The sequence below is a fragment of the Streptomyces sp. NPDC021012 genome (genome assembly GCF_044333355.1).
In the GTDB taxonomy this organism is placed as follows: Bacteria; Actinomycetota; Actinomycetes; order Streptomycetales; family Streptomycetaceae; genus Streptomyces.
This window is the reverse complement of the sequence record NZ_JBIRQU010000002.1, coordinates 829,848-851,907: the sequence shown is the minus strand read 5'-3', so window position 1 is coordinate 851,907 and position 22,060 is coordinate 829,848. Positions and strand designations below refer to the sequence as shown.

18 protein-coding genes are annotated in these 22,060 nt (G+C 72.9%); 6 read left to right on the top strand and 12 right to left on the bottom strand.

What is annotated here, in order from left to right; all coding sequences use genetic code 11:
- Window positions 1-131: 131 nt before the first annotated feature.
- The 4 genes from ACH4TP_RS09065 to ACH4TP_RS09050 form a co-directional block, all read right to left on the bottom strand.
- Window positions 132-932, bottom strand: a complete 801-nt coding sequence (locus ACH4TP_RS09065) for a VOC family protein (RefSeq protein WP_398436663.1) — start codon at window positions 930-932, stop codon at window positions 132-134.
- Between the two features lie 96 nt (window positions 933-1,028).
- The gene (locus ACH4TP_RS09060) at window positions 1,029-1,529 is read right to left on the bottom strand and encodes an NUDIX hydrolase (RefSeq protein WP_398192323.1); all 501 of its coding nucleotides are present in this window, start codon (window positions 1,527-1,529) and stop codon (window positions 1,029-1,031) included.
- A 259-nt stretch (window positions 1,530-1,788) separates the two neighbouring features.
- On the bottom strand, window positions 1,789-2,739 hold the full coding sequence (locus tag ACH4TP_RS09055; RefSeq protein WP_398192325.1) for a universal stress protein: 951 nt from the start codon (window positions 2,737-2,739) through the stop codon (window positions 1,789-1,791).
- An 82-nt stretch (window positions 2,740-2,821) separates the two neighbouring features.
- Complete coding sequence (locus ACH4TP_RS09050; RefSeq protein WP_389224452.1) at window positions 2,822-3,223, bottom strand: DUF5997 family protein; 402 nt, start codon at window positions 3,221-3,223, stop codon at window positions 2,822-2,824.
- A gap of 64 nt (window positions 3,224-3,287) precedes the next feature.
- Here ACH4TP_RS09050 and ACH4TP_RS09045 point away from each other — a divergent pair, with 64 nt between their 5' ends.
- Together ACH4TP_RS09045 and ACH4TP_RS09040 are read left to right on the top strand one after the other, a co-directional pair.
- Window positions 3,288-4,106: a LysR family transcriptional regulator substrate-binding protein gene (locus ACH4TP_RS09045; RefSeq protein WP_398192327.1), complete on the top strand. Its 819-nt coding sequence runs from the start codon at window positions 3,288-3,290 to the stop codon at window positions 4,104-4,106.
- Between the two features lie 101 nt (window positions 4,107-4,207).
- Window positions 4,208-4,786 (top strand): Type-2Aa cytolytic delta-endotoxin, encoded by a 579-nt coding sequence (locus tag ACH4TP_RS09040; RefSeq protein WP_398436660.1) that lies wholly within the window; start codon window positions 4,208-4,210, stop codon window positions 4,784-4,786.
- A 102-nt stretch (window positions 4,787-4,888) separates the two neighbouring features.
- On the opposite strand, the gene ACH4TP_RS09035 is transcribed toward ACH4TP_RS09040, so the two are convergent.
- From ACH4TP_RS09035 to ACH4TP_RS09020, 4 genes are all read right to left on the bottom strand, one after another.
- Window positions 4,889-6,550 (bottom strand): FAD-dependent oxidoreductase, encoded by a 1,662-nt coding sequence (locus tag ACH4TP_RS09035; RefSeq protein WP_398436658.1) that lies wholly within the window; start codon window positions 6,548-6,550, stop codon window positions 4,889-4,891.
- Window positions 6,551-6,589: 39 nt separating this feature from the next.
- Window positions 6,590-7,492: a diiron oxygenase gene (locus ACH4TP_RS09030; RefSeq protein WP_398192331.1), complete on the bottom strand. Its 903-nt coding sequence runs from the start codon at window positions 7,490-7,492 to the stop codon at window positions 6,590-6,592.
- Between the two features lie 213 nt (window positions 7,493-7,705).
- Window positions 7,706-9,493, bottom strand: coding sequence for a S8 family peptidase (locus tag ACH4TP_RS09025; RefSeq protein ID WP_398192333.1), 1,788 nt, complete (start codon window positions 9,491-9,493; stop codon window positions 7,706-7,708).
- Window positions 9,494-9,690: 197 nt separating this feature from the next.
- Window positions 9,691-12,669 carry a carbohydrate binding domain-containing protein gene (locus tag ACH4TP_RS09020; protein ID WP_398436656.1) on the bottom strand — a complete coding sequence of 993 codons (2,979 nt, stop codon included), beginning with the start codon at window positions 12,667-12,669 and terminating at the stop codon, window positions 9,691-9,693.
- Window positions 12,670-12,874: 205 nt separating this feature from the next.
- Here ACH4TP_RS09020 and ACH4TP_RS09015 point away from each other — a divergent pair, with 205 nt between their 5' ends.
- Window positions 12,875-13,243, top strand: a complete 369-nt coding sequence (locus tag ACH4TP_RS09015; RefSeq protein WP_398436654.1) for a YrdB family protein — start codon at window positions 12,875-12,877, stop codon at window positions 13,241-13,243.
- Window positions 13,244-13,324: 81 nt separating this feature from the next.
- On the opposite strand, the gene ACH4TP_RS09010 is transcribed toward ACH4TP_RS09015, so the two are convergent.
- The 3 genes from ACH4TP_RS09010 to ACH4TP_RS09000 form a co-directional block, all read right to left on the bottom strand.
- Entirely contained in the window at window positions 13,325-14,500 is a 1,176-nt protein-coding gene (locus ACH4TP_RS09010; RefSeq protein ID WP_398436653.1) for a hypothetical protein, read from the bottom strand.
- 206 nt (window positions 14,501-14,706) lie between these two features.
- Window positions 14,707-15,762 carry a helix-turn-helix transcriptional regulator gene (locus ACH4TP_RS09005; RefSeq protein WP_398436651.1) on the bottom strand — a complete coding sequence of 352 codons (1,056 nt, stop codon included), beginning with the start codon at window positions 15,760-15,762 and terminating at the stop codon, window positions 14,707-14,709.
- Window positions 15,763-15,835: 73 nt separating this feature from the next.
- Window positions 15,836-16,291: a MarR family winged helix-turn-helix transcriptional regulator gene (locus ACH4TP_RS09000; protein ID WP_398192343.1), complete on the bottom strand. Its 456-nt coding sequence runs from the start codon at window positions 16,289-16,291 to the stop codon at window positions 15,836-15,838.
- A 121-nt stretch (window positions 16,292-16,412) separates the two neighbouring features.
- Between ACH4TP_RS09000 and ACH4TP_RS08995 the strand changes: the two genes are divergently transcribed.
- The gene (locus tag ACH4TP_RS08995) at window positions 16,413-17,882 is read left to right on the top strand and encodes an MFS transporter (protein WP_398436649.1); all 1,470 of its coding nucleotides are present in this window, start codon (window positions 16,413-16,415) and stop codon (window positions 17,880-17,882) included.
- 212 nt (window positions 17,883-18,094) lie between these two features.
- On the opposite strand, the gene ACH4TP_RS08990 is transcribed toward ACH4TP_RS08995, so the two are convergent.
- The gene (locus ACH4TP_RS08990; RefSeq protein WP_398436647.1) at window positions 18,095-19,189 is read right to left on the bottom strand and encodes an Lrp/AsnC family transcriptional regulator; all 1,095 of its coding nucleotides are present in this window, start codon (window positions 19,187-19,189) and stop codon (window positions 18,095-18,097) included.
- A 238-nt stretch (window positions 19,190-19,427) separates the two neighbouring features.
- Between ACH4TP_RS08990 and ACH4TP_RS08985 the strand changes: the two genes are divergently transcribed.
- Together ACH4TP_RS08985 and ACH4TP_RS08980 are read left to right on the top strand one after the other, a co-directional pair.
- Window positions 19,428-20,873 carry an MFS transporter gene (locus ACH4TP_RS08985; protein ID WP_398436645.1) on the top strand — a complete coding sequence of 482 codons (1,446 nt, stop codon included), beginning with the start codon at window positions 19,428-19,430 and terminating at the stop codon, window positions 20,871-20,873.
- Entirely contained in the window at window positions 20,870-22,054 is a 1,185-nt protein-coding gene (locus tag ACH4TP_RS08980; protein WP_398436644.1) for a M20 family metallopeptidase, read from the top strand. The genes ACH4TP_RS08985 and ACH4TP_RS08980 overlap by 4 nt, the downstream gene beginning before the upstream one ends.
- The last annotated feature ends 6 nt before the right edge of the window (window positions 22,055-22,060 follow it).

The window sequence follows — 22,060 nt, the reverse complement described above, 5'->3', positions numbered from 1 at the left end:
CCATGGGCCCGCCAACCCCACGCCCCCCCCCCGCCCCGGGTACGGGGGGCGGCCCCCCCCCCCCCCCCGCCGCCCCCCCCCCCCCCCCCCCCCGGGGGGGGGGGCCCCGGGGGCCGCCCCCCCGCCCCCGCTCACTCGAACTCGGGCATGGCCCCGACGGTCGTCTTCTCGTCGATCACCGCGAACGGGGCACCCTGCGGGTCCACGATCGCCGCGAACCGGCCGAACGGGCTGTCCATCGGCCCGAACACCTTCCGCCCCTTGAGGGCCACGGCCCGCTCGACGGCCAGGTCGCAGTTGTCGACGGCGAAGTAGACCTGGATGTACGGGGGGATCTCCGCCGGGAAGTCCTCCGCCGACATCACCATCCGCCCGAGCACCGGCTGCGGACCGCCGAGGTCGAAGACCCGGTAGTCCATGTGCTCGTCCTTGATCTTCCGGGAGCCGTAGCCGAAGACCTCGGTGAAGAAGGCGTCGGCCTTCGCCGGCTCCCGGGTGAGGACCTCGGCCCAGGCGTACGCGCCGGGCTCGTTCTCCAGCTCGAAGCCCTCGTGCTCGCCGCCCTGCCAGACGCCGAACGTGACGCCCGACGGGTCCCGCGCGAGGCACATCGAGCCGAAGTCCCCGACCCGCATCGGCTCCATCAGGACGGTGCCGCCCGCGGCCCGGATCCTCTCCGCCGTCGCCGCGACGTCCGGCGAGGCGAAGTACAGACACCAGGCCGACCGCGGCTCCCCGTCCTGCCCCGGCATCGGCGGGACGACGGCCGCGACCGCCTTGCCGTTCCTGTACGCCTGGGTGTAGTCGCCGAACTCCGAGGAGGACTCGCCGAAGGTCCAGCCGAGCACATCGCCGTAGAACGTCTTGGCGCCCTCGACATCGGTGAACATCGCGTCGGTCCAGACCGGTGTGCCTTCAGGTCGTGCGGCCATGACGGTGACTCCCACTTCCGAATCGATGAGGTGTTCCTCCGGCCACGCTAGCCACGCTCGCCGGGGCCCGCGCGGTGACGCACCGCGACTCCGGGCTCAGCCGGGAAGGCGGCCCAGGGCATAGCGGTGGAAGGGGCCGTCGGGGATCGGGAGCGAGGGCCGCCACATCCGCAGCACCTGCGCCGACGGCAGGAACAGGGCCTCCGGCAGCCGGTCCGGGTCCGTCCACTCCCACCGCTCGATCTTCTCCGGCTCGGCCACGGCGGGCACGCCCCGGAAGCCGCGCACCGCCGTGGCCGCCGTCATCCGGGTCAGCGCCGTGGAGGTCACGGTGTCCAGGAGCAGCCCGAGGACCTCCACGTCGGCGGGGTCCGCGCGGAGCGTCGTCTCCTCGGCCAGCTCGCGGACCGCCGCCTCCTCGATCGACTCGCCCGGCTCGACCTTGCCGCCCGGCAGCTCCCACACCCCGGAGCGGTCCAGGCCCAGGAGGATCCGGCCCGCCCCGTCGACGACCACGACCCCCGCGCCGAGGGAGGCCCCGGGGGACGGCGGCTGGACATTGCGGCGGGCGGTGGCGGCGTGATCTGCGGTCGTCATGGGCCCTGTCTACCAGGCGCCACCGACAGCAACCCGGATGTGTAAAAAAAGGAAGAAACCTCTTGAAACGGACGGAAAACGGAGGACACTCGTTCTTACACCGGACAACCGGAAAGAGCCGCACCCGCCGACGGAGACGTCCGAAGGCCCGCGTGACCCTGATCCAGGCTCTGGCCAGGCCCCCGGCGGGGCCGGTCGGGCACGGAGCCGTCGGCGACGGCCGACGACCGCGCGAACCGACCCGGACCGCCGGGGACTGTCATGCCCGGGACTCCCCGGTCGCGGGCGGCACCACCGCCACCGGACAGTGCGCGTGGTGCAGCACCGCGTGGGCGACGGACCCGATGAGCAGCGAGCCGAAGTGGTGCCGGTGATGCCGTCCCACGACCACCAGGCCCGCGTCCCGCGAACCCTCCACCAGCCGGCCCGCCGCGTCCCCCGGCACCACCACCGGCACCACCTCCACCCCCGGCCGCCGCGCGGCGAACGGCCGCAGCCGCGCGGCCTGCTCCCGCTCCGCCTCCGTCAGCAGCTCCTCCGCGTCGTCCGCGAGCGGCAGCGGCGGCGGCACCTGGAGCGCGGGCGAGGGCGCCGCGAGGAGCGCGGTCTGCGGCGGGGGCAGCCGGAACGCGCTCACCACCTCCAGCGGCACGCCCCGGTGGTGCGCCGCCTCGAAGGCGAAGTCCACCACCTCGTCCGGGGTCTCCTCCGGATGCATCCCGAGCAGCACCCGGCCCGCCCCCGCCCCGTCCCCCAGGGCGGCGGCACGCGCCTCGTGCGGGACGACGACCAGCGGGCAGGGCGCCGTCATGGCCAGCGTCCGGCTGGTCGAGCCCAGGAGCAGACTGGCGAAGCCGCCGTGCCCCCGCGAACCGGTCACCAGGAGCCGCGCGCCCCGCGCCGCCGCCGGCAGGGCGTCCGTCACGGACCCGTCGAGCGAGTCGTACCGCACCGGAACGCGGTGCCCGCGCTCCTCCACCAGCGTCCGTACGGCCCGCGCCACCGTGTCGGGAAGCTCCGGCGCCGTGCCGAGCGAGGCGATGCGGGCGGCGCCGAGCTGGAGCGCCTCGGCGCGCACATGGGCCACCACCAGCGGCGCGCCCAGGCCCTCCGCGGCGCTCAGCGCCCACTCCAGGGCCCGGAGACTGTGCTCCGACCCGTCCACCCCGACGACGACCGCCGGCTCGTACGCGGTGCTGGTGTCACTCATGGGGGAATGCCTCCCGCACGCGGGGAAACGCCACGCCGGTCCGGCCCGAGGGACTCGGACCGGACCGGCGTGGAAGAGAGGATCAGGCGTCCTGCTGGCGGCGGCGCGCCCGCTCGGCGTCGCGCTCCTTGATGCGGACGGTCTCCTTGCGGACCTCCGACTGGGTGGCGCGCTCCTTCTTGAGCCACTCGGGCAGTTCCTGCTTGATCGCCTCGATCTGCTCGGTGGTGAGCGGCTCGGTGATCCCGCCGCGCGCGAGACCGGCGATGGAGACGCCGAGCTTGTTGGCGACGACCGGGCGGGGGTGCGGGCCCTTCTCGCGCAGCTCCTGGAGCCAGGCGGGCGGGTTGGCCTGGAGCTCGGTCAGCTCGGCGCGCGAGACGACACCCTCCTGGAACTCTGCGGGGGTGGCCTCGAGGTACACACCCAGCTTCTTCGCCGCGGTCGCGGGCTTCATGGTCTGGGTGTTCTGGTGCGACGTCATGGTGTCAAGGGTATCGAGCATGTGGGCGAGCTCCGACCACGGCGGCTACCGGTAATCTGGCGGGGTGACAGGCTCGGACGTTTCCCCCGCTTCTTCTTCCGCCTCCTTCCGGCTCGCCTACGTGCCGGGAGCGACCCCCGCCAAGTGGGTGCGGATCTGGAACGAGCGCCTGCCCGACGTCCCCCTCACCCTCGTCGCCGTGACCCCGGCCGAGGCCTTCGGCGCGCTCCGGGAGGGCTCCGTGGACGCGGGCCTCGTCCGGCTGCCCGTCGACGGGGACGACCTCAGCGCGATCCCGCTCTACACGGAGACGACGGTCGTCGTCGTCCCCAAGGACCACCTGTTCGCGGCGGTGGAGGAGGTGTCGGCGGAGGACCTCGCCGAGGAGCTCGTCCTGCACCCCCTCGACGACACCCTCGGCTGGGAGCGGCCGCCGGGCCGCCCCGCCATGGAGCGCCCGGAGACGACCGCCGACGCGATCGAGCTGGTCGCCGCGGGCGTCGGCGTGCTCGCCGTCCCGCAGTCCCTGGCCCGGCTGCACCACCGCAAGGACCTCACCTACCGGACCCTCGTCGACGTCCCGCAGTCGCGGGTGGCCCTGTCGTGGCCGAAGGCGGACGAGGCGCCCGACCTGGTGGAGGAGTTCATCGGCATCGTCCGCGGCCGCACCGTGAACAGCACCCGGGGCCGCCGCGCGGAGGAGAAGAAGGGCCAGAAGCAGCCCAGGGAGCAGAAGCCGGCGCGCTCCGGGAAGCCCGGCGGCGGGTCCCGCACCGGCGGGAAGCCGGGCGGCGGATCCCGTACGGGCGGGAAGCCCGCCGCGTCCCGCAAGGGCGGCGCGGGCTCCGGCCGCGGCGGGAAGCCGCGCCGCGGCCGCGGCTGAACCGTCCGCACGGCGGACGCCCCGCGCCCGGCCCCGGGCGCCTCGGCATACTGACCCCTCCTGATCACCGAATTGATCACCGAGATCATCCAGGAGGAGCTTTGGCCGCCAGTTTCAGGACCGTCGTCGAGGTGGGACCCGACCACCTCGACCAGGCCCGGTCCATCGACCGGGTGTTCCAGGAGGCGATCGCCCCGGCGACCGTCAACTTCGACTTCGAGGCGATCCACCGGGCGGCCTCCGCCGTCCCGGACAGCGACGTGGTGAGGATGGTCCGGGGCTGGGGGCTCCAGGAGCACGCCCCCGTCCTCGTGATGGTCCTCTCCCTCAAGGAGGCCGTCCGCCAGGCGCTGCCGCCGGAGTGCGCGGAGGCCGGGTTCTGGGCCACGGTCGAGCGGGAGCTCGTCCAGGCCTTCACCGGGCTCGCCGCGCAGGAGGGGCAGCCCGGACTCTCCTTCTACGAGGAGTCCGGGGAGCGCACCCGCTTCTACCGGGACCTGTTCTTCGCCCTCCAGGACGAGGAGACCGGGGACCACATGTACGCCCTCGCGTTCTGCGTCGACGTGACGGTCGAGCTGCCGAAGGCCGAGACCCTCACGCTCGACCTGACCGACATCGTGCCCTTCGCGGTGCGGCTCAACGCGATCGTGGTCCGCCAGGCGCTGTCCGTCTCCGTCTGACCGTCTCCGTAAGACTGCCTCCGTACGACCCTCTCCGTACGGCCGTCTCTTCCCGGCCGCACCGGCCCGCCGTCCCGGGCCGGATCCCCGAGGAGGAACGGCTCAGCCCCGCAGGCGCAGCCGTCCGCCCCGCGCCGCCGCGACGAGCTCCGGCAGCGTCGCGAGCTTCACCCGGGGACGCCCCGCGTCCCGGCCCCGCGCCCGCTCGGCCCGGTCGATGGAGGCGAGCCCGCGCGCGTCGACGAGCCCCCGCGCGCTGCGCCCCTTCGCGAGACGGCGGAACTCCTGGGAGGTGCCCGTCGGCTTCGGCAGCGCCCCGGCGACCGCGTCCGCGAGCAGCGTCCCGATCGTCTCCTCGGCGCAGGCCCGGTTGGCCCCGATGCCCCCGGAGGGCCCGCGCTTGATCCAGCCCACGACGTAGCTGCCGGGCAGCCCCGCCACCCGGCCGGCCTCGTGTGGCACGGTGCCGGTCGTCTCGTCGAACGGCAGCCCCGCGAGCGGTACGCCCCGGTAGCCGATGGCCCGGACGAGGAGCCCCGCCGCGATCTCCGTACCGGACGCCGAACCCTCCTCCGTCACCCGGACCGCCCGCACGCCGTCGGTCCCGAGGGCCTCGACCGGGGCGGAGTGGAAGCGCAGCACGATCCGGCGCCGCTCCCCGGCGGGGGCCCGCGTCCAGTCCACCGCCTCCCGGCCGACGCCCTGGAGGAGCGCCGCCTTCGTCCCGGGTCCGGCCGCGTCGATCGCCGCGCCGGTGCGCGGGTCGTGCTCGTCGACGACCAGGTCGACCCCGGGCAGGTGCGTGAGGGCGAGCAGTTCGGAGGTGGTGTACGCGGCGTCCTCGGGGCCCCGGCGGCCGAGGAGGACCACCTCGCGGACCCGCGCGTCGCGCAGGGCGGCCAGGGCGTGGTCGGCGATGTCCGTACGGGCGAGGGCGCCGGGGTCCGAGACGAGGACGCGGGCGACGTCGAGCGCCACGTTGCCGTTGCCGACCACGACGACCCGCTCGGCGGAGAGCCGCACGGCGTCCGCGCCGGTCTCCGGGTGCGCGTTGTACCAGGAGACGACGGAGGTCGCCGAGACGCTGCCGGGCAGGTCCTCGCCGGGGATGCCGAGCCGCCGGTCGGAGGGCGCGCCCACCGCGTAGACCACCGCGTCGTGGTGCGCGGCGAGTTCCTCGGGGGTGACGTCCACGCCGATGTCGACGCCGAGCCGCACATGGGCCCGGGGGTGGGTGTGGAAGCGGGCGAGGCTCTCCCCGGCGCCCTTGGTCGCCGGGTGGTCCGGTGCCACGCCGTAGCGGACGAGACCGCCGGCGACCGGCAGCCGGTCGATCAGCGTCACCTCGGCGTTGGTGTGCAGGAGGAGGTCCTCGGCGGCGTACATGCCGGCCGGTCCCGTGCCGACGACCGCGACGCGTATCGGGGCGAAGTCGGCCGGGATCGAGCGGGCGAAGGCCGGTTCGCCCCAGGTGTGGAACACGGCCGGGTCCGCGGCGGGCGCCGGTGCGCGGTCCGCGTAGTACTCCGCGTTGATCGCCTCGTACTCCCGCAGGCGTCCGGTGAGCCGGTCCACCGGGAAGATCGCGTCGACCGGGCAGGCGTCGGCGCAGGCGCCGCAGTCGATGCAGGACTTCGGGTCGATGTACAGCATCTCCGTGGTGCCGAAGTCCGGTTCCCCGGGCGTGGGGTGGATGCAGTTGACCGGGCAGGCGGCGACGCAGGTGGCGTCGTTGCAGCAGGTCTGGGTGATCGCGTAGGTCATGTCGTCGACTCAGCTCGGGTGCGGGGTGCGGGGTGCGGGTCAGATGAGGTGCGCGCGCCTGTAGACGGCGAGCGCCGGCCGGGTGAGCAGGCGGGCGGAGGCCAGGAACTCCATGAGTCCGGAGCAGCTGGAGCGCAGCTGCGCCTTGTAGTGCTCGTTGGCCGCGGCCTCCCGGCAGGCGCGCTCCGGGTCGAGCCCGGCCTGCACGTACACCTCGGGGCTCACCATGCTGGTGACGATGAAGTACGCGGCGACGGCGATGACGAGGGCGTGGAAGTTGCGGCGGGCCCGGCCGGCGCGGGCCAGTCGCCTGCGGGTCTCGTCCCGGGCGAACTTCATGTGCCGGGACTCCTCGACGACGTGGATGTTGCTGATGGTGCGGACGAAGGGGACGACCCGGGTGTCCCGCATCCAGTCCCGCTGCATGACGTCGAGGACCTCCTCGGCGACGAGGATCGCCGCGTACGCGGCCTCGCCGAAGGCGACGCTCTTGAAGACCCGGCCCAGCTCGACGACCGCGCGGCGCGGCCGGTAGGCGGGGGCGCCGAGCTTCGCGGAGCTGCGGCCGAACATGATCGAGTGGCGGCACTCGTCGGCGATCTCGGTGAGGGCCCACTGGAAGCGGGGGTCGGTGGGGTCCTTCGCGTACATGTCCCGCAGCACCATCTGCTGGAGGATCATCTCGAACCAGATGCCGGTGCTGGCGATCGAGGCGACCTCCTGCCGGGTCAGCTCCTTGCGCTGGGCCTCCGTCATCTCGTTCCAGTACGCGGTGCCGTAGAGGGTGCTCCACTCCGGGCACTGGCCGTGGAAGTCCTTGTCGAGGGGGGTCTCCCAGTCCACGTCGACGGCCGGGTCGTACGACAGCTTCGCGGACGACAGGAGCAGCCGCGCGGCGACGTCGTGGTCTTCGTTGTCCGGGCGAACGGTGCTGCTGGCCATGGTGCGGCTCCTCGGGGTCGCGCGAGCGGCTCGGACGCTTGTTAGACGTCGCGTCTAGCAAGCTTGTTAGACGGAACGTACAACAAGGGTCCCGGGGAGGCCTACCCCCCGGTACGGACTTTCTTCCGCCGGGGCAACTCCCCAGTTGCTCCGGAACACGCGGAACGGGGCCGGAGCCGTGGCGGCTCCGGCCCCGTCCGGGGGTGCGCGGTGTCAGAAGGTCAGGTTCCAGGCGTCGATCCGGCCCGTGTCCTGGCTCGCGTTGTCGTTCACGCGGAGCTTCCAGACGCCGTTCGCGACCTCCGAGGAGGCGTTGACCGTGTACGTCTGGAGGATGTTGTCCGTGCCGCTGCCGGTGTGGTTGTGCAGGGTGTACACGGTGCCGTCCGGGGCCACCAGGTCGACCTTGAGGTCACCGATGTAGGTGTGCTTGATGTCGACGCCCACCTTGAGGGTGGCCGGCGCGTTGCCCGTGACGCCGCTGACCGTGATCGGGCTCTCGACCGTGGAGTTGTCGGCGATCGCGTAGTCGTTGAGGTTCTCGAAGTACGCCCCGGCCGGCGGGGTGGCGCCGACGGCCTTCAGGGCGTCCACGCGGCCCTCGCCGAAGAAGCTGTTCTTCGCCGTCGTGCCGGTGCAGCGCGCGTCCGCCGGGCAGGCCAGGTCGGTGGCCTGCTCGCCGAGCTTCGCCCGGATGTCCGCCGGGGTGTACGCGGGGTTGGCGCTGGCGAGCAGCGCGGCCACGCCCGCCACGTGTGGGGAGGCCATCGAAGTGCCGCTCAGCGTGGCGTACTTGCCGCCGGGGGCGGTGCTGTAGACGGACTCGCCGGGGGCCGAGACCTCGATGACGTTGCTGCCGTAGTTGGAGAACGAGGCCTTGGACGTGCCGCTGGTGCCGTTCGCCGCGACCGTGACGACGCCCGGCAGCTCGGCCGGGATGTCGAGGCAGTCGTTGGTGAGGGTCCGGGTCACCGGCGTCGAGTCGTTGGGGCTCGACGTGTCGGTGGTCTTGTTGGCCAGGTCGACGTTGGAGTTGCCGGCCGCCGCGACCTGGAGGGAGCCCTTGCCGTCGGCGTACGCCTGGGCGCGGCCCACGCCCTCCAGGATGGCCGCCTGGTCGAGGTCGTTCGGGCAGTTGAACTGCCAGGGATCCGTGTAGTAGCTGTTGTTGGTGACCTTGAAGCCGTGGTCACCGGCCCACACGAGGCCGCAGATGGTGTTCTCCGCGTAGAACAGCGTGCTGCCGGGCTCGGCGAGGCGCACCGAGGCGATCTTCACGCCCGGCGCGACGCCGATGGCGCCCTTGCCGTTCTTGGCGGCCGCGACCGTGCCGGCGACGTGGGTGCCGTGCTGGTCGACGTCGCGCCAGGCCCCGACGCGGGTGTCCGGCTTGCCGTAGGCGCAGGAGACCGAGTCGGCGGCGTCGAAGTTCGGCGCCAGGTCCTGGTGCTGGTCGTCGACGCCGGTGTCCAGGATGCCGACCTTGACCGTGGCGGAGCCCGGGTTGACGGCCCAGGCCTGGTCGGCCTTGATCTGCGTCATGTCCGAGCGGACGGGCTCGGTCGTGGGCGCGGCGGCCTGCGCCGGGTTGGCCGGGAGCGCCGGGTTGTAGGCGTCGGCGGGGACGTCGGAGGTACGGGTCGCGCCGACCTTCTGGACGCCGGCGACGCCGCGCATCGTGGCGGCGAAGGAGGCGGAGGCCGAGTGCGCGACGATCACGCCGATCGCGTCGAAGGAGGAGAAGACCGAACCGCCGTTGGCGGCCACGGCGTCGCGGACCGCGGTGGTGTCACCGGGAGCCGTGATGACCAGGTAGGCGCGGGTGCCCGCGGCCCAGGCGGCGGGCGCCGCGGTGTTGGTCCGGGCGGTCGCGGTGAAGGCCGCGAGCGGCTCGTTGTCGAGCGGGGCGGCCTGGGCGAGGGAGACCGGACCGGCGAGCGCCAGGGTCGCACCGAGGGCGGTCGCCGCGAGTCTCACGCGGCCGGATATCTGGGAAAACAATGCGTCCTCCGATGGCCCGGTGGCGCGGGTGGCGCCGGCCGGGCCGTGTGTTGTGTGGGGTGGACGCAAGATCGCAGACAAACGGGGCGGAAGGAAGTCTTCTGTCCGACAAGCCCGTTCGTGTAACAAAATCTTGACTTGAACATGCCGACGAGAGGGCGATTTCCGTTCCTTCGCCCCCTCGTCGGGCCTTGCTTCTACTTCAGGTACGGGCCCGCTGTGCCGATCTTGCCGGGGCCGTTCAGGACGTACACCCGCAGGTTGCCCTTGCCGGGGGCGGCGAGGGAGAGGGTGCCGTCGGCGACCGTGCGGACGTCGCCGGTGACGGCGTCGGTGTACGTGCCGTTCGGGACGCCCGTGAAGGTGGCGCCGCCCGAGACGGTGACGAGGGCGAAGCTGTCCGTCGGGCCGCTGGTGTAGCGGCGCTTGAACGCCATGCCGCCGGAGACGCCCTCGGTGGAGTACTGGCCCGTCTGGAGCGCGGGGATCGCCCGGCGGATCTGGTTGAGCCGCTGGACGTGCTTGACCAGGGGCTGCGCGAGGGTGGTCGCGACCTGGCCGCTCGCCGAGGAGACCCGGGAGAAGTCGGAGGCCGTGACGGAGCCGGCGACGTGGTCGCCGAAGTAGGCCCGGCCGGTGGTCGCGAGCGGACAGGTCGGCCCGCAGTCGATCTTCTGCCCCTTCTGGAACTCGATCTCGGAGCCGTAGTACAGCGTCGGGATGCCGCGGAAGGTCCACATCAGGGACATGTTCTCGGCCCAGGCGTCGGTGCCGCCGGCGTACCGCTCGCTCGACTTGTTCGGGCCGTAGTCGTGGCTGTCGACGTAGACGACGTTGTAGGTGGCGTCGTTGTAGCTGTCGTCGGAGTCCTTGCCGTTGGAGAAGGCGTTCTGCGCGTCACCGAAGTTCATGTGCATGCGCATGTCGATGACGTTCATGCCGGAGAAGCGGCTGTGGTCCGGGGTGTGGTAGCTGTTCCCGTTCAGGAAGGCGTTGGTGGACGTGGGCTGGTTGCCGGTGCCCTGCTGCTGCTCGTAGTCGTACATCTCCAGGGCGGCCTTGGCGTCGTCGGCGTCGTACTCCTTGCGCTCCTTCCAGGTGTAGAACTGCGCGGAGTGGTTGACCGAGCCGCGGTTCCACTTGTCGTTGACGAAGGCGGCGACCTCGCCGAAGACGAAGAAGTTCGCGGCCGCCTCTGCGCCGTGCTGCTGGGCCACCCGCTCCTGGATGGCGGGCAGGAAGCGGCGGTTCCAGGTGGTGCGGGGGATGTGCACGGCCGTGTCGACGCGGAAGCCGTCGACGCCCATGTCGATGTACTTGTCGTAGGCGCCGATCAGGTAGTTCTGGACGGTCGGGTTCTCGGTGTTGAAGTCCGCCAGGTCCTCGTGCAGCCAGCAGGAGCGGGAGTCCTCTCCCTCCCAGTTGCCGATCCAGCACTGGTGGTAGAGCTCCTTGGGGAACATGCCCGATGTGGGGCTCGGCCACTGGCAGTTGTAGACCGTGTAGCCCTCGGCGCTCTTGCCGCCGGTCGGCTTGCCCCAGTTCACGCAGGTGTTGCCGGTGGGCTCTGCCGTCGACCACAGGTCGCCGTTGTAGTACGACTTGCCGCTCTTCGCGTCGATGGTCAGGCCGTCGTACTCGAAACCGGGCTGCTTCTCGTCGTAGTACCAGCTCCACTGGCTGTCCCGCACGCCGTACACGGTCGGGACGAAGAGGCCCTTGGCGCCCCAGCGGGAGGAGTGGTTGTAGACGACGTCCTGGTAGATCTTCATGCCCTTGGCGTGGGCGGCGTCGATCAGGTCCTGGTAGGAGGCGCCGGCGGACTCCAGGCGCGGGTCGACCTTGTAGAAGTCCCAGCCGTGGTAGCCGTGGTAGTCGTAGTCCGAGCGGTTGAGGACCACCGGGGTGACCCAGACCGCCGAGAACCCGAGGCCCTTGATGTAGTCCAGCTTCTGGATGAGGCCCTTGAAGTCGCCCCGGAACATGGGGTCGTCGTTGGCCGCGTTGCCCGACTTGACGTGCTGGCTGCCGCCCCGGTTGTTCGACGGGTCGCCGTCGTTGAAGCGGGCGGTGAGGACGAAGTAGATCGGGTCCTTGCGCGGGTCGGTGCCGAGCGGCTTCCCGGTCGCGGGCGTGGCCGGCCTGTCGCCGGTGGTGGCGCTCGCCGCGGCCGAGGCGGCGGAGACGTTCCCGGCGGCGTCCACGGCCCTCACCGTGTAGGTGTACGCGGTCCGTTCGGCGAGGTTCGTGTCGGAGAACACCGTGGAGCCGACGTCGGTCACGACCGTGCCGCCGGTGCCGCCGGTACGGGTGACCTGGTACTTCGTGACGCCCCGGTCGTCCGTGGCCGGGTCCCAGGTGAGCAGTACGGAGACGCCGTCTGCGGTCGCGGTCAACCGGGCCGGGGCGGTGGGGGCCCGGGTGTCGGGCGGGGTCGCGGCGCACGGGTCGGCGGCGTTCGCCGTCACCACGCGGTTCCGCACGGTGGAGACGCCCGTGCCGATCGTGTAGTCGGAGCCGCCGTTGTTGTCCCAGGTGCCGTTGCCGTTGTTGAAGGCGGCCTTGAGGGATGCGGCCGACCCGAGGTCGATCTCCCGCTTCCACCAGCCGGCGCAGGCGGCCTGCATGCCGACGCCGGGGACGGCGGTCCAGGCGCCGCCCGCGGGCTGGTAGTGGATGTTGGCCATGGACCAGCCGAGCGCCTCGGTGGAGTAGTAGACCGTCGCCTTCGCGGCGGGGGCGGGCGCGGTGTCCCCGCAGGGGTCGGAGTGGGCGACGACCCCGTCCTTGACGGTGATGCTCCCCGTCCCCAGGGCGTAGTTGCGGCCGCCGTTGTTGTCCCAGATGCCGCTGCCGTTGTTGAAGGTGGCCTGGAGTCCGGCGGCCGTGCCGAGGCTGACGGTCTTCTTCACCCAGTCCGTACAGGCGGGCTCCATGGTGACGCCGGGGACCGTGGTCCAGGCGCCGCCGTCGGGGGCGTAATGCAGGTTGTACGCGGCCCAGTTCTTCGTCTTCGTCCAGTAGAAGACCGTCGCCGTGTTCTCGGCGCTCGCCGCGACCGGGGCGGTCCTGGGTGACGGGTCGTCAGGTGGTGCGGCGAGCAGGCCGAGGAGACCGGCGGCCGCGGCCAGGACGGCCACCGGGCGTCCGGGCAGCGGCAGGGGGGTGCGGCTCATCTGATTCTCCAGGCGGAGGTGCGTTCCGTGCGGGCCGGCGGGAGGGGCGGGGATCGGCACCGTTGGAAACACTGTCGGAAAGTTTCTGAAACATCTTGCGTCGGGCGGAAGTTACCGCCGCCGGGGCCGGAGGTAAAGACTTCTGACGGAAGCAGCGTCTACGCTCGGGCCGTCCGCGCGCGTGAACGATGTCGAGAGGTTTCCGGTGAAGCTCCCCGCCCCGCTGCATGTGTTCAACGAGGGCCTGGCGTTCCTGCTCGAACTCGCCGCCCTGGCCGTACTGGCCTGGTGGGGGTGGGACAGCGCGGAGGGCGTGGCGCTCCGGCTGCTGCTCGCGGTTGCCGCGCCGGCCGTCGCGGCCGTCGTCTGGGGCCTGTTCGCCGCGCCCAAGGCGCGGTTCCGGGTGCCGCTCGCGGGTGTTCTGCTCGTGAAGGCCCTGGTGTTCGGCGCGGCGGCGCTCGCGCTCCTCGGTGTCGACCGGCCGGTGTGGGCGTTCGTCTTCGCCGCGGTGGCGCTCGTCAACACCGCCCTGGCGACGGCGGACCGGCAGGCCGCGATGCGTCGCGACGCCTGATCGACTCCCTGAACCGGGAGCAGGCGTCCGGCCGGGAAGCCCAGCCGGGCGCCTGCGTGACGGGCAAGGCTCCTCCCGTCGTCAGCCGACGTGCCAGTCGTAGAGGATCTCGTAGGACCCGCCGAACTGCTCGACTTTCTGGGTGAGTTGGCGCTCCACGGAAGCGTGCCGCGCGAACTGCTCCGGGCCGTCGGCGTGGAGCGTGATCGGGATCGGTGTGAAGGACTCGTCCGCCAGTCCGGACCTGGTCTTCTCGTTCACCGCGTCGAAGACGTCGCCGGCGAGTGCGCCGATCGCCCCGGCGACGAGGGGCCCGGCGATGACCGCCCCGGTCGTGCTCGCGGCCTTCACGACGGCGTCCTTGATCTGTGTGCCGAAGGCGCCGTAGAGCGTGTCGAACCCGTTCCTCAGGTCGCCGTCGTCGTGCTCGATCACCAGCAGGGTGGTCGTGTACGACCGGGGCCAGGGGCCGGGCCTGTCGATGTCGAACTCCATGAGCACGTGCGGACGGTCGCGCCAGGGGTCCCGCACGTCGTCGCTGGACACGTCCCCGATCTCGCCGCCCCTCAGGACGTCGGCGCCGTACGTGCCGTCCGGCCGTGCCACGACCGATGCCGAGTCCACGCCGAGCGCGGAGACGTACACCTCGTCGTCACCGCCCTGCAGGAGGTCGTCCGTCGATTCCTTCTCGATGAAGTACCGCAGCCGGAACTGCAGAGTGCGGTGGTGCCAGTACGTCGACCACACGTGGTGGTCGGCCCCCAGGACGAAGAGGTCGATGTGGTTGCCCCGGCGGGACACGGCCGTCACGCGCTGCCGCTTGTCGAAGACCGCCTGCCCCGGCACCGCGAACCAGTCGGCGGCCCAGCCCGTCTCGGCACTCCAGTAGGTCGTCCGGACGTGGCTGTCGTTCCCCACGACGTACAGGTCCAGGTGCCCGGGGACCCGGGAGGACGCCGTGACGGGGCGGCCCTTTTCGAAGACGGCGCTTCCCGGTACGGGGAACCAGTCCGCGCTCCAGCCGCTGTCCGCGCCCCAGTAGGTCGTCCAGACGCGGTTGTCGTTGCCCATGAGGAACAGGTCGAGGTGGTCCTCGTCCCGGCCCACGGTCGCCACCGGTTGCTTGTCGAAGGCGGTTGCTCCGGGGATGGGCATCCAGTCCGGGTTCCATCCGGCCTGGGCGCTCCAGAACTGCGACCACACCCGGTGGTCGTTGCCCACCACGAACAGGTCGACGTTCTCCTCGGAACGAGACACCGACGTGATCTGCCTGCCTGTGTCGAACACGGCCGCACCCGGCACCGTGAACCAGTCGGCGTTTCACGTACCCGTACGATCACTCCTCTCCGGAGGGAACAGGCCCACAGGGGGCTCGTTCGGACTCGACCTCCAGCGTGCGCCGGGGTCGGGCCGCGGAGGATCCCTGACATTGGGGATGGACAGGGGTCGGGGAGTCGGCGTCGTCAGCGATACAGCGCGGCGACGAGTTCGTCGCGGCCTTCCGCGCCCGTCTTGCGGAACACCGCCTTGAGGTGGTCGTTGACCGTGTACGGGGACACCCCGAGACGCCGGGCGATCCGCTTCACGGGCGACCCGTCCCGGAGCTCGCCGACGATCTCGCGTTCCCGGGGCGTGAGCCCGTACCAGGCGCAGAAGGACGGCGTGATCATGTCTCCGGTCGCCCCTTGCAGGATGATCGCGACATCGCCGGCACCGTCCTCGCCGAGGGCCTCGGCCTGGGCGGTGAACCACCTGCCGCAGCGCGCCGGCGGCATGCACGCCAACGGGCCCGGGGCGTCGTGCCGGGCCCGGGCGGCGAGCGACAGCGCTCGGAACCAGGCGTCGGACGCCCCCGCCGCGACGGCGGGCTCGCTCCGCGCCACCACGTGTTCGACCCATGCCTTCGCCTGCGGGCTGACCGCCTTGACCTGGTGGTCGGCGCCCACGATGGCCACTCCGGCGGGCAGGACCGGAGCGTCCGGGGCGGGACACAGCGGGCCGGACGTTCCGTAGCGCCGGAGGACGGCCACCAGGGCCGGCGCGAGCCGCATGGCCCGACGGGCCTCGTCCTCGCCGAACCGATGCCCGCCCGAGGCGCGCAGCAGCCGCAGCTCTCCCCAGACCCCGCGCGGGTCGGCGAGCCTCAGCCACAGCTCCGAGCCCGCCCCGTGAGCGGCGAGGATGCGGTCCGCCTCCCGGTCGTGCGACCGCCCGCCCACGACGGCGACGGCGCTGTTCGTCCGGGCGGTGCCGGTCGGCCCGCGCACGCCCGCCCCCGCGATGCGGTGGGTGAGGAGGGCAAGGGCCAGCGCGGGCTCGTATCCGTGCCAGAAGCTGAACCAGCAGAGCTCGGTGCCCAGGACGGGATCGATGCCCCGCAGACAGAGCGCGTCGTGGGCGACGATGGGGGCGAGCAGCCGGGAGACGCCCGCGGCGGCATCCTCGCCGCCGGCACTCAGGCTCACCACCGCGTACACGTCCCGCGCCAGCCGCTCGTCGTCGAAGAACGTCGGGCCCACACGGGTCATTCTGTCAGCGGCGCCACTGCCGCGCCCACCGCGCGACTCACCCTCGCCCGGTCGACGGTCCCGGTCACGGGCGGGGCCAGGGGCGGCCTTCGAGCCGCTCGATGTCCCGGTTGAAGCGTTCGAGGTAGGCGGCGAAGCGGGCCACGTCCTCGGGCGACCAGTCCTCCATCACCCGCTCCAGGCCCTCGATGTTCGCGGTCCGGTCGGCCTCCAGGCGGCGCTCGCCCTCCTCCGTGATGCGGAACTTGCGGGCGATGCCGCCGTCCGGATCCGGGATGCGCTCCACGACCCCGGCGCGCAGCATCGCGGCGGTCTGCCGGTTGAGGGTGGAGGCGTCGAGGCCGAAGGCCTCGGTGAGCTGCCCGATGGACATCGGCCCGTGCATCCGGATGCGGGTGAGCAGGACGTACGCGCTGCGGTCGAGGTGGCCGCCGGCCGCGCGGGCGCGGGGCCCGTACAGATGGGCGTGCCGTCCCAGCAGCATGCTCTCGAACTCGACCAGGTGGGTGGGCTTGTCCATGAGGGCATTCTCTCCTGCCGCGAGGGCATGTGCATCCTGCATAACTTGTGCATGGTGCAAGTGCTGTGCATGATGCATATACCTGTTCCGGAAAACCGGAGAAAGCACCGAGGGAGAACCCGTGGACGGCTCCAAGCCCGAGGCCCGCCCAGGCGGCGTCGTCGGCGTCCTCGCCATGGCCGGCATCGTGGCCGCACTCATGCAGACCCTGGTGGTGCCGCTCATCGGCGACCTCCCGAAGCTGCTCGGCACCACCGCCTCCGACGCCTCCTGGGTGATCACCGCCACCCTCCTCGCCGGAGCGGTCGCCACCCCCGTCGCCGGCCGGCTCGGCGACACCCTCGGCAAGCGGCGCGTCCTGCTCGTCTCCGTCCTCCCGCTCGTCGCGGGATCGGTCGTCTGCGCCCTCGCCTCCTCCGTCGCCCCGATGGTCGTCGGACGCGGACTCCAGGGCCTCGGCATGGGCGTCGTCCCCCTCGGCATCAGCCTGCTCCGCGACCTCCTCCCGCCCGAGAGGCTCGGCGGCTCCATCGCCCTGATGAGCGCCTCCATGGGCGTCGGCGGCGCCCTCGGCCTGCCCTTCTCCGCCGCCGTCGCCGAGAACGCCAGCTGGCGCGTGCTCTTCTGGGTCGCCGCCGGACTGAGCGCCCTGGTCGGTGCCCTCATCTGGCGCGTCGTCCCCGCCGGACGGCGCTCGGCCGCCCCCGGCCGCTTCGACCTGCCGGGCGCCCTCGGCCTCGGCGTCGGGCTCGTCTCCCTGCTGCTCGCCGTCTCCAAGGGCGCCACCTGGGGCTGGGGCAGCGGCACGACCCTCGGCCTGTTCGCCGTCGCGGCCGTCGTGCTGCTCGCCTGGGGCGCCTGGGAGCTGCGCACCCGCGACCCGCTCGTCGACCTCCGCGTCACCGCTCGCCCGGTCGTCCTGATGACCAACGCCGCCTCGGTCCTGGTCGGCTTCGCCATGTACGCGCAGTCCCTGGTCGTCCCCCAGCTCTACCAGCTGCCCGAGGCGACCGGCTACGGGCTCGGCCAGTCGATGATGGCCATGGGCCTCTGGATGGCTCCCGCCGGCCTGATGATGATGATCCTGGCGCCCCTCGGCGCCAAGCTCTCGGCCGCCCGCGGCCCCAAGGTCACGCTCTCCGTCGGCGCGCTCGTCATCGCCGCCGGATACGGCTCCTCCCTCGCCCTGATGGGCTCCACCTGGGGCCTGCTCGCCGTGACCCTCGTCTGCAACACGGGCGTCGGACTCGCCTACGGCGCCATGCCCGCCCTCATCATGGGCGCGGTGCCGCAGGAGGAGACCGCCTCGGCCAACAGCTTCAACACCCTGATGCGCTCCATCGGCACCTCCGTCTCGGCCGCCGTCATCGGCGTCGTCCTCGCCCAGATGACCACCACCCTCGGCGGCCACGCGCTGCCCTCCGAGGACGGCTTCCGCGCCGCGATGTTCATCGGCTGCGGAGTCGGCCTCGTCGCGGCCGTCGTCGCCGCGCTGATCCCCGCGAGGTTCACGGCGCCGGCCTCCGGCGGCGCCGAGGAGACCGGGCCCGGAGCCGGTCCGCGCACCGCCTCGCGGACCACCACCGCCTGACGGCGGCGACGACCGGGGCGCGCCGCCGCGCGGTACGTGGGGACGGCCCCGCGGCGGCGCCGCCCCGTCCGGCGGGCGGGCCGCAGAGACGCCCGCCGGAACCACGAGGGCCCCGCCCGGCCGCGCAGACGCGACCGGCGGGGCCCTCCCGGGCGTCCCGGGCACCTCGCGGGCCTGCCCGCGCCCCGACGCGTCCCGCGGGTGGCGGGCCCTCAGCCCTGGGCCACCGCGAACCCCGCCCTCTTGTACGTACGCATCAGCAGCGCCGTCTCCGTCGACGTCACGCCCTCCAGGCGGGCGAAGACCCGGGCCGTGAACTCCTGGAAGTCCCGGGTGTCGCGGTGGCTGGAGTACCCGAGCAGGCTCGTCCCGCCGCTCGTGACCACCAGATGGCGCAGGGCCGGCTCGCGCGCGAGCAGCCGGATCGCGGAGTCGAGCTCCCGGTGCGGCACCCCGAGCCGGAACCGCGCCTCCACCGGGTATCCGAGGACCGCCGGGTCGGCATGCAGCCGCAGGTGCAGCACGTGCGAGGCCGTCAGCCGGGCCAGGCGCCGCCGGGCCGTCGTCTCGCCGACGCTCAGCTCCCGCGCGAGGCGGGTCGTCGACATGCGGGCGTCGAGCCGCAGCAGCTCGACGAGCCGCCGGTCGAGCCCGTCCACGACGAGCGGCTCCGGGAGCGCGGTGCCCTCGACGGCATGCCGCCGCACCTCCGTCGGCTCGTCGTCGTACGGCGCCCAGTCGCTGGCCGTGAGCAGCAGCCGGAGCACCACCGCCGAGTGGATGTCCACGACCCCGTCGAGCCGGCCGATCACCGTGTCCACCAGGGTGAGCAGTGCGTCGTGACCGGCCGCCTGGAGCTCGACGAACACGTCGAGCGCCCCGGTGGCGACCTCCACCGACCGCGTCTCCTCCAGGGCGGCGAGCGTCAGCGCCACCTCGTGGACGCGGCCCGGCGCGCACCGCACGGCGATCTCCGCCGTCACCCCCTCGTACAGGTACTCGGGGATCAGCGCCGCCACGAACGCGACCCGCCCGTCGGCGGTCATCCGCTCCAGGCGCCGCGCCACGGTCCGCTCGTGCGCCCCGACGGCCGCCGCGACCTCCGCGAACGGTGCGCGGGGGTCGCGGTGCAGGACCTTCAGGATCCCGTGGTCCAGCGCGTCCAGGCCGCCACCGGTCCCGGAACCCCCGCCGGTCCCGGAACCGGCGCCGGCGCTCCGGGCGCCCCCGGCGCCGCTCGTGCCGCCACCGCCGGCGGAGCCCGTACCGCCGTCACCGCCGTACCGCGCCGTCCGGTCCGCCGTCATCCCGCCCCTCCTCTCCGCCCCCGGGTGTCCGCCCGAAGGCGCCCCGGGCGCCCACCTCATGCCCGAATCCGCCGAAGACCCCCCACCTGCTGCCGCAATCGGCCGTCTTCAGGGTCAACTCTTGCCCGAAGTGCCGTTCGCTCGCCACATTGTGGTGCATCTTCCGCCCCTGCACCCCCACCCGCCGGGCGGCCCCTTCCCCATCGAGCCCATGGGCCCTCCCGAAGAGGTAGTACGTATGACGGACGCCGGTACCCGCACCGCCCCCGTACACAGAAGAGCCGTACGCACCGTCCCCGCCGGCGCGGTCATCGCCTCGGTCGCGCTCGTCGAGCTCTCCAGCGGCATCACGCAGGGCTTCCTCTCCCCGCTGCTCAAGCGCCTCACCGACACCCTCCAGGTCACCGCGGCCGACCTGAACTGGATCAGCATCGCGAACCTGCTCGCCAGCGTCGCCTTCACGCCGGTCCTCTCCCGCATGGGCGACCTCTACGGCCACCGCCGCCTGCTGCGCTGGAACCTCGCGATCGTCATCGCGGGCTCCGTGCTCGTCGGGCTGAGCCGCTCCTTCCCCGTGCTGCTCGCCGGCCAGATCCTCCAGGGCGCCATCGCGGGCTTCTTCCCGCTCCTCGTCGGCATCCTCCGCAACCGCCCCGACGGCGGCGACGCCGAGAGCCGCCGCGGCATCAGCCGCATGGTCGCCGCGCTGATCGGCGGCCTGACCCTCGGCCTGCTGTCCAGCGGCGTCATCGCCTCCACCGTCGACAGCCCCACCGCCGCCCTCTGGGTGCCCGCCATCGGCGTCAGCATCGCCCTGGCCGTCACCTGGCCCCTGCTCCCCGAGTCCGAGGACCGCCCCGGCGGCTCCGTCGACCGGGCGGGCGCCGTCCTGCTCTGCGCCGGCCTCGTCGCCCTGATGCTCGCGCTCGGTCTCGGCGGCACCCCCGGCTGGGAGTGGACCTCCACCCGTACGCTCGCCACCCTGGCCGGCGGCGTGCTCGTCACCGCCCTGTGGGTGCTCGTGGAGCTCCGTACCGCCGAGCCCATGATCGACGTCCGGATGTTCGCCCGGCGCAACGTGGTCGTCGTCTCCGTCGTGACGCTCTCCTTCAGCTTCTGCATGCTCGGGCTCCAGATCGCCCACCCGGTCTTCCTCGGCACGAGCCCCGACGAGACCGGCTACGGCTTCGGCTACAGCCCCGTCGTCATCGGCCTGGCCATGCTCCCCAACCTCCTCGCGATGGCCCTCGGCGCGCTCGCCGCCCCCGCCGTCGCCGCCCGGATCACCGACCGGTTCACCCTCGTCACCGGCTCCGCCCTCATGGCCGCCGGGTACGGCGTCGTCCTCGCCACGCACTCCTCGGCCCCGCTGTTCCTCCTCGGCACGGCGTTCGCCGGACTCGGCAACGGCTTCCTCCAGCACTCCACCCGCACCCTCGCCGTCGAGTCCGTCCCGCACGACCGGACCTCCGTCGGCTCCGGCATCAACGAGCTGATCATCAACGTCGGCGGCTCGCTCGGCGCCGCCGCGGTCCTCACCGTCTTCGCGGGCCACACCGCCACCGGCCACACCCTGCCCGACCTCGGCGCCTACACCGCCTCCTGGGTGCTGTGCGCCGTGATCTCGGTCGCCGGCGGCGCCGCCTCCCTCCTCTACCGCACCCCCTCCAAGGAGCTCCGATGACGACCGCCACCACGACCCGCGAGCACAGCCGGGCCGCCCTCGCCCGCCACCGGGACACGGTCATCGGGCTCAACCACGCCCTGCACGCCGACCCCGAACTCGCCTACGAGGAGCACCGCGCGGCCCGCCGCATCACCGACCTCGTCGAACGCGCGGGCTTCGACGTGACCAGGGAGGCGTACGGACTGCCCACCGCCTTCCGCGCCACCGCCGGCAGCGGCGACCTGGTCGTCGGGATCTGCGCCGAGTACGACGCGCTCCCCGGGATCGGCCACGCCTGCGGCCACAACGTCAACGGCTCCGCCGCCGTGGCCGCCGCCCTCGCCCTGGCGCCGCTCGCCGACGACCTCGGCATCACCGTCGCGCTCCTCGGCACCCCCGCCGAGGAGTCGGGCGGCGGCAAGGTCGACATGCTCCGCGCCGGGGCCTTCGACGACGTGGCGGCCGCCATGATGGCGCACGCCGCGCCGCAGGACGCCGTGGGCCTGTCCACCCTCGCCATCAGCAGCCTCTCCGTCGCGTACTCCGGCGTCCCCGCGCACGCGGCCGCGATGCCCCACCGGGGCGTCAACGCCGCCGACGCGATGATGATCGCCCAGGTCGCGATCGCCGCCCACCGCCAGCAGATGGCCCCCGGCGCCGTCGTCTCCGGCGTCGTCACCTCGGCCGGCGACGCGGCGAACGTCATCCCGGACCGCGCCACCGCGACGTACGACGTCCGCGCCCGCACCAGCGAGGAACTCGCCGAGCTCCAGGCACGGGTACGGGCCTGCTTCGAGGCCGGGGCCCTCGCCACCGGCGCCGAACTCCTCCTGGAGACCGTCGGCAACGACTACGCCGACCTCCGGCCGGACCTCGCCATGGGCCGTAGCTACCAGGCCGCCGCCGAGGCCCTCGGCCGCACCGTCCTCCCCAACGACCCCGACGTGCGCGGCGGTTCGACCGACATGGGGAACGTCTCGCACCTCGTCCCGACGATCCACCCGTCCATCGGGTACGACTGCGGCGACACGATCATGCACCACCCGGACTTCACCCGGTACGGGACCACGCCCGCCGCCGACCGCGCCGTCCTCGACGGCGGCCTCGCCATGGCGTGGACCGCGATCGACCTGGCGACCGACCCCGCCCAGCGCGAGCGGCTCCTCGCCGGGGTCGCCGCCCGCGCCGCCGCGAACTGACGGCCC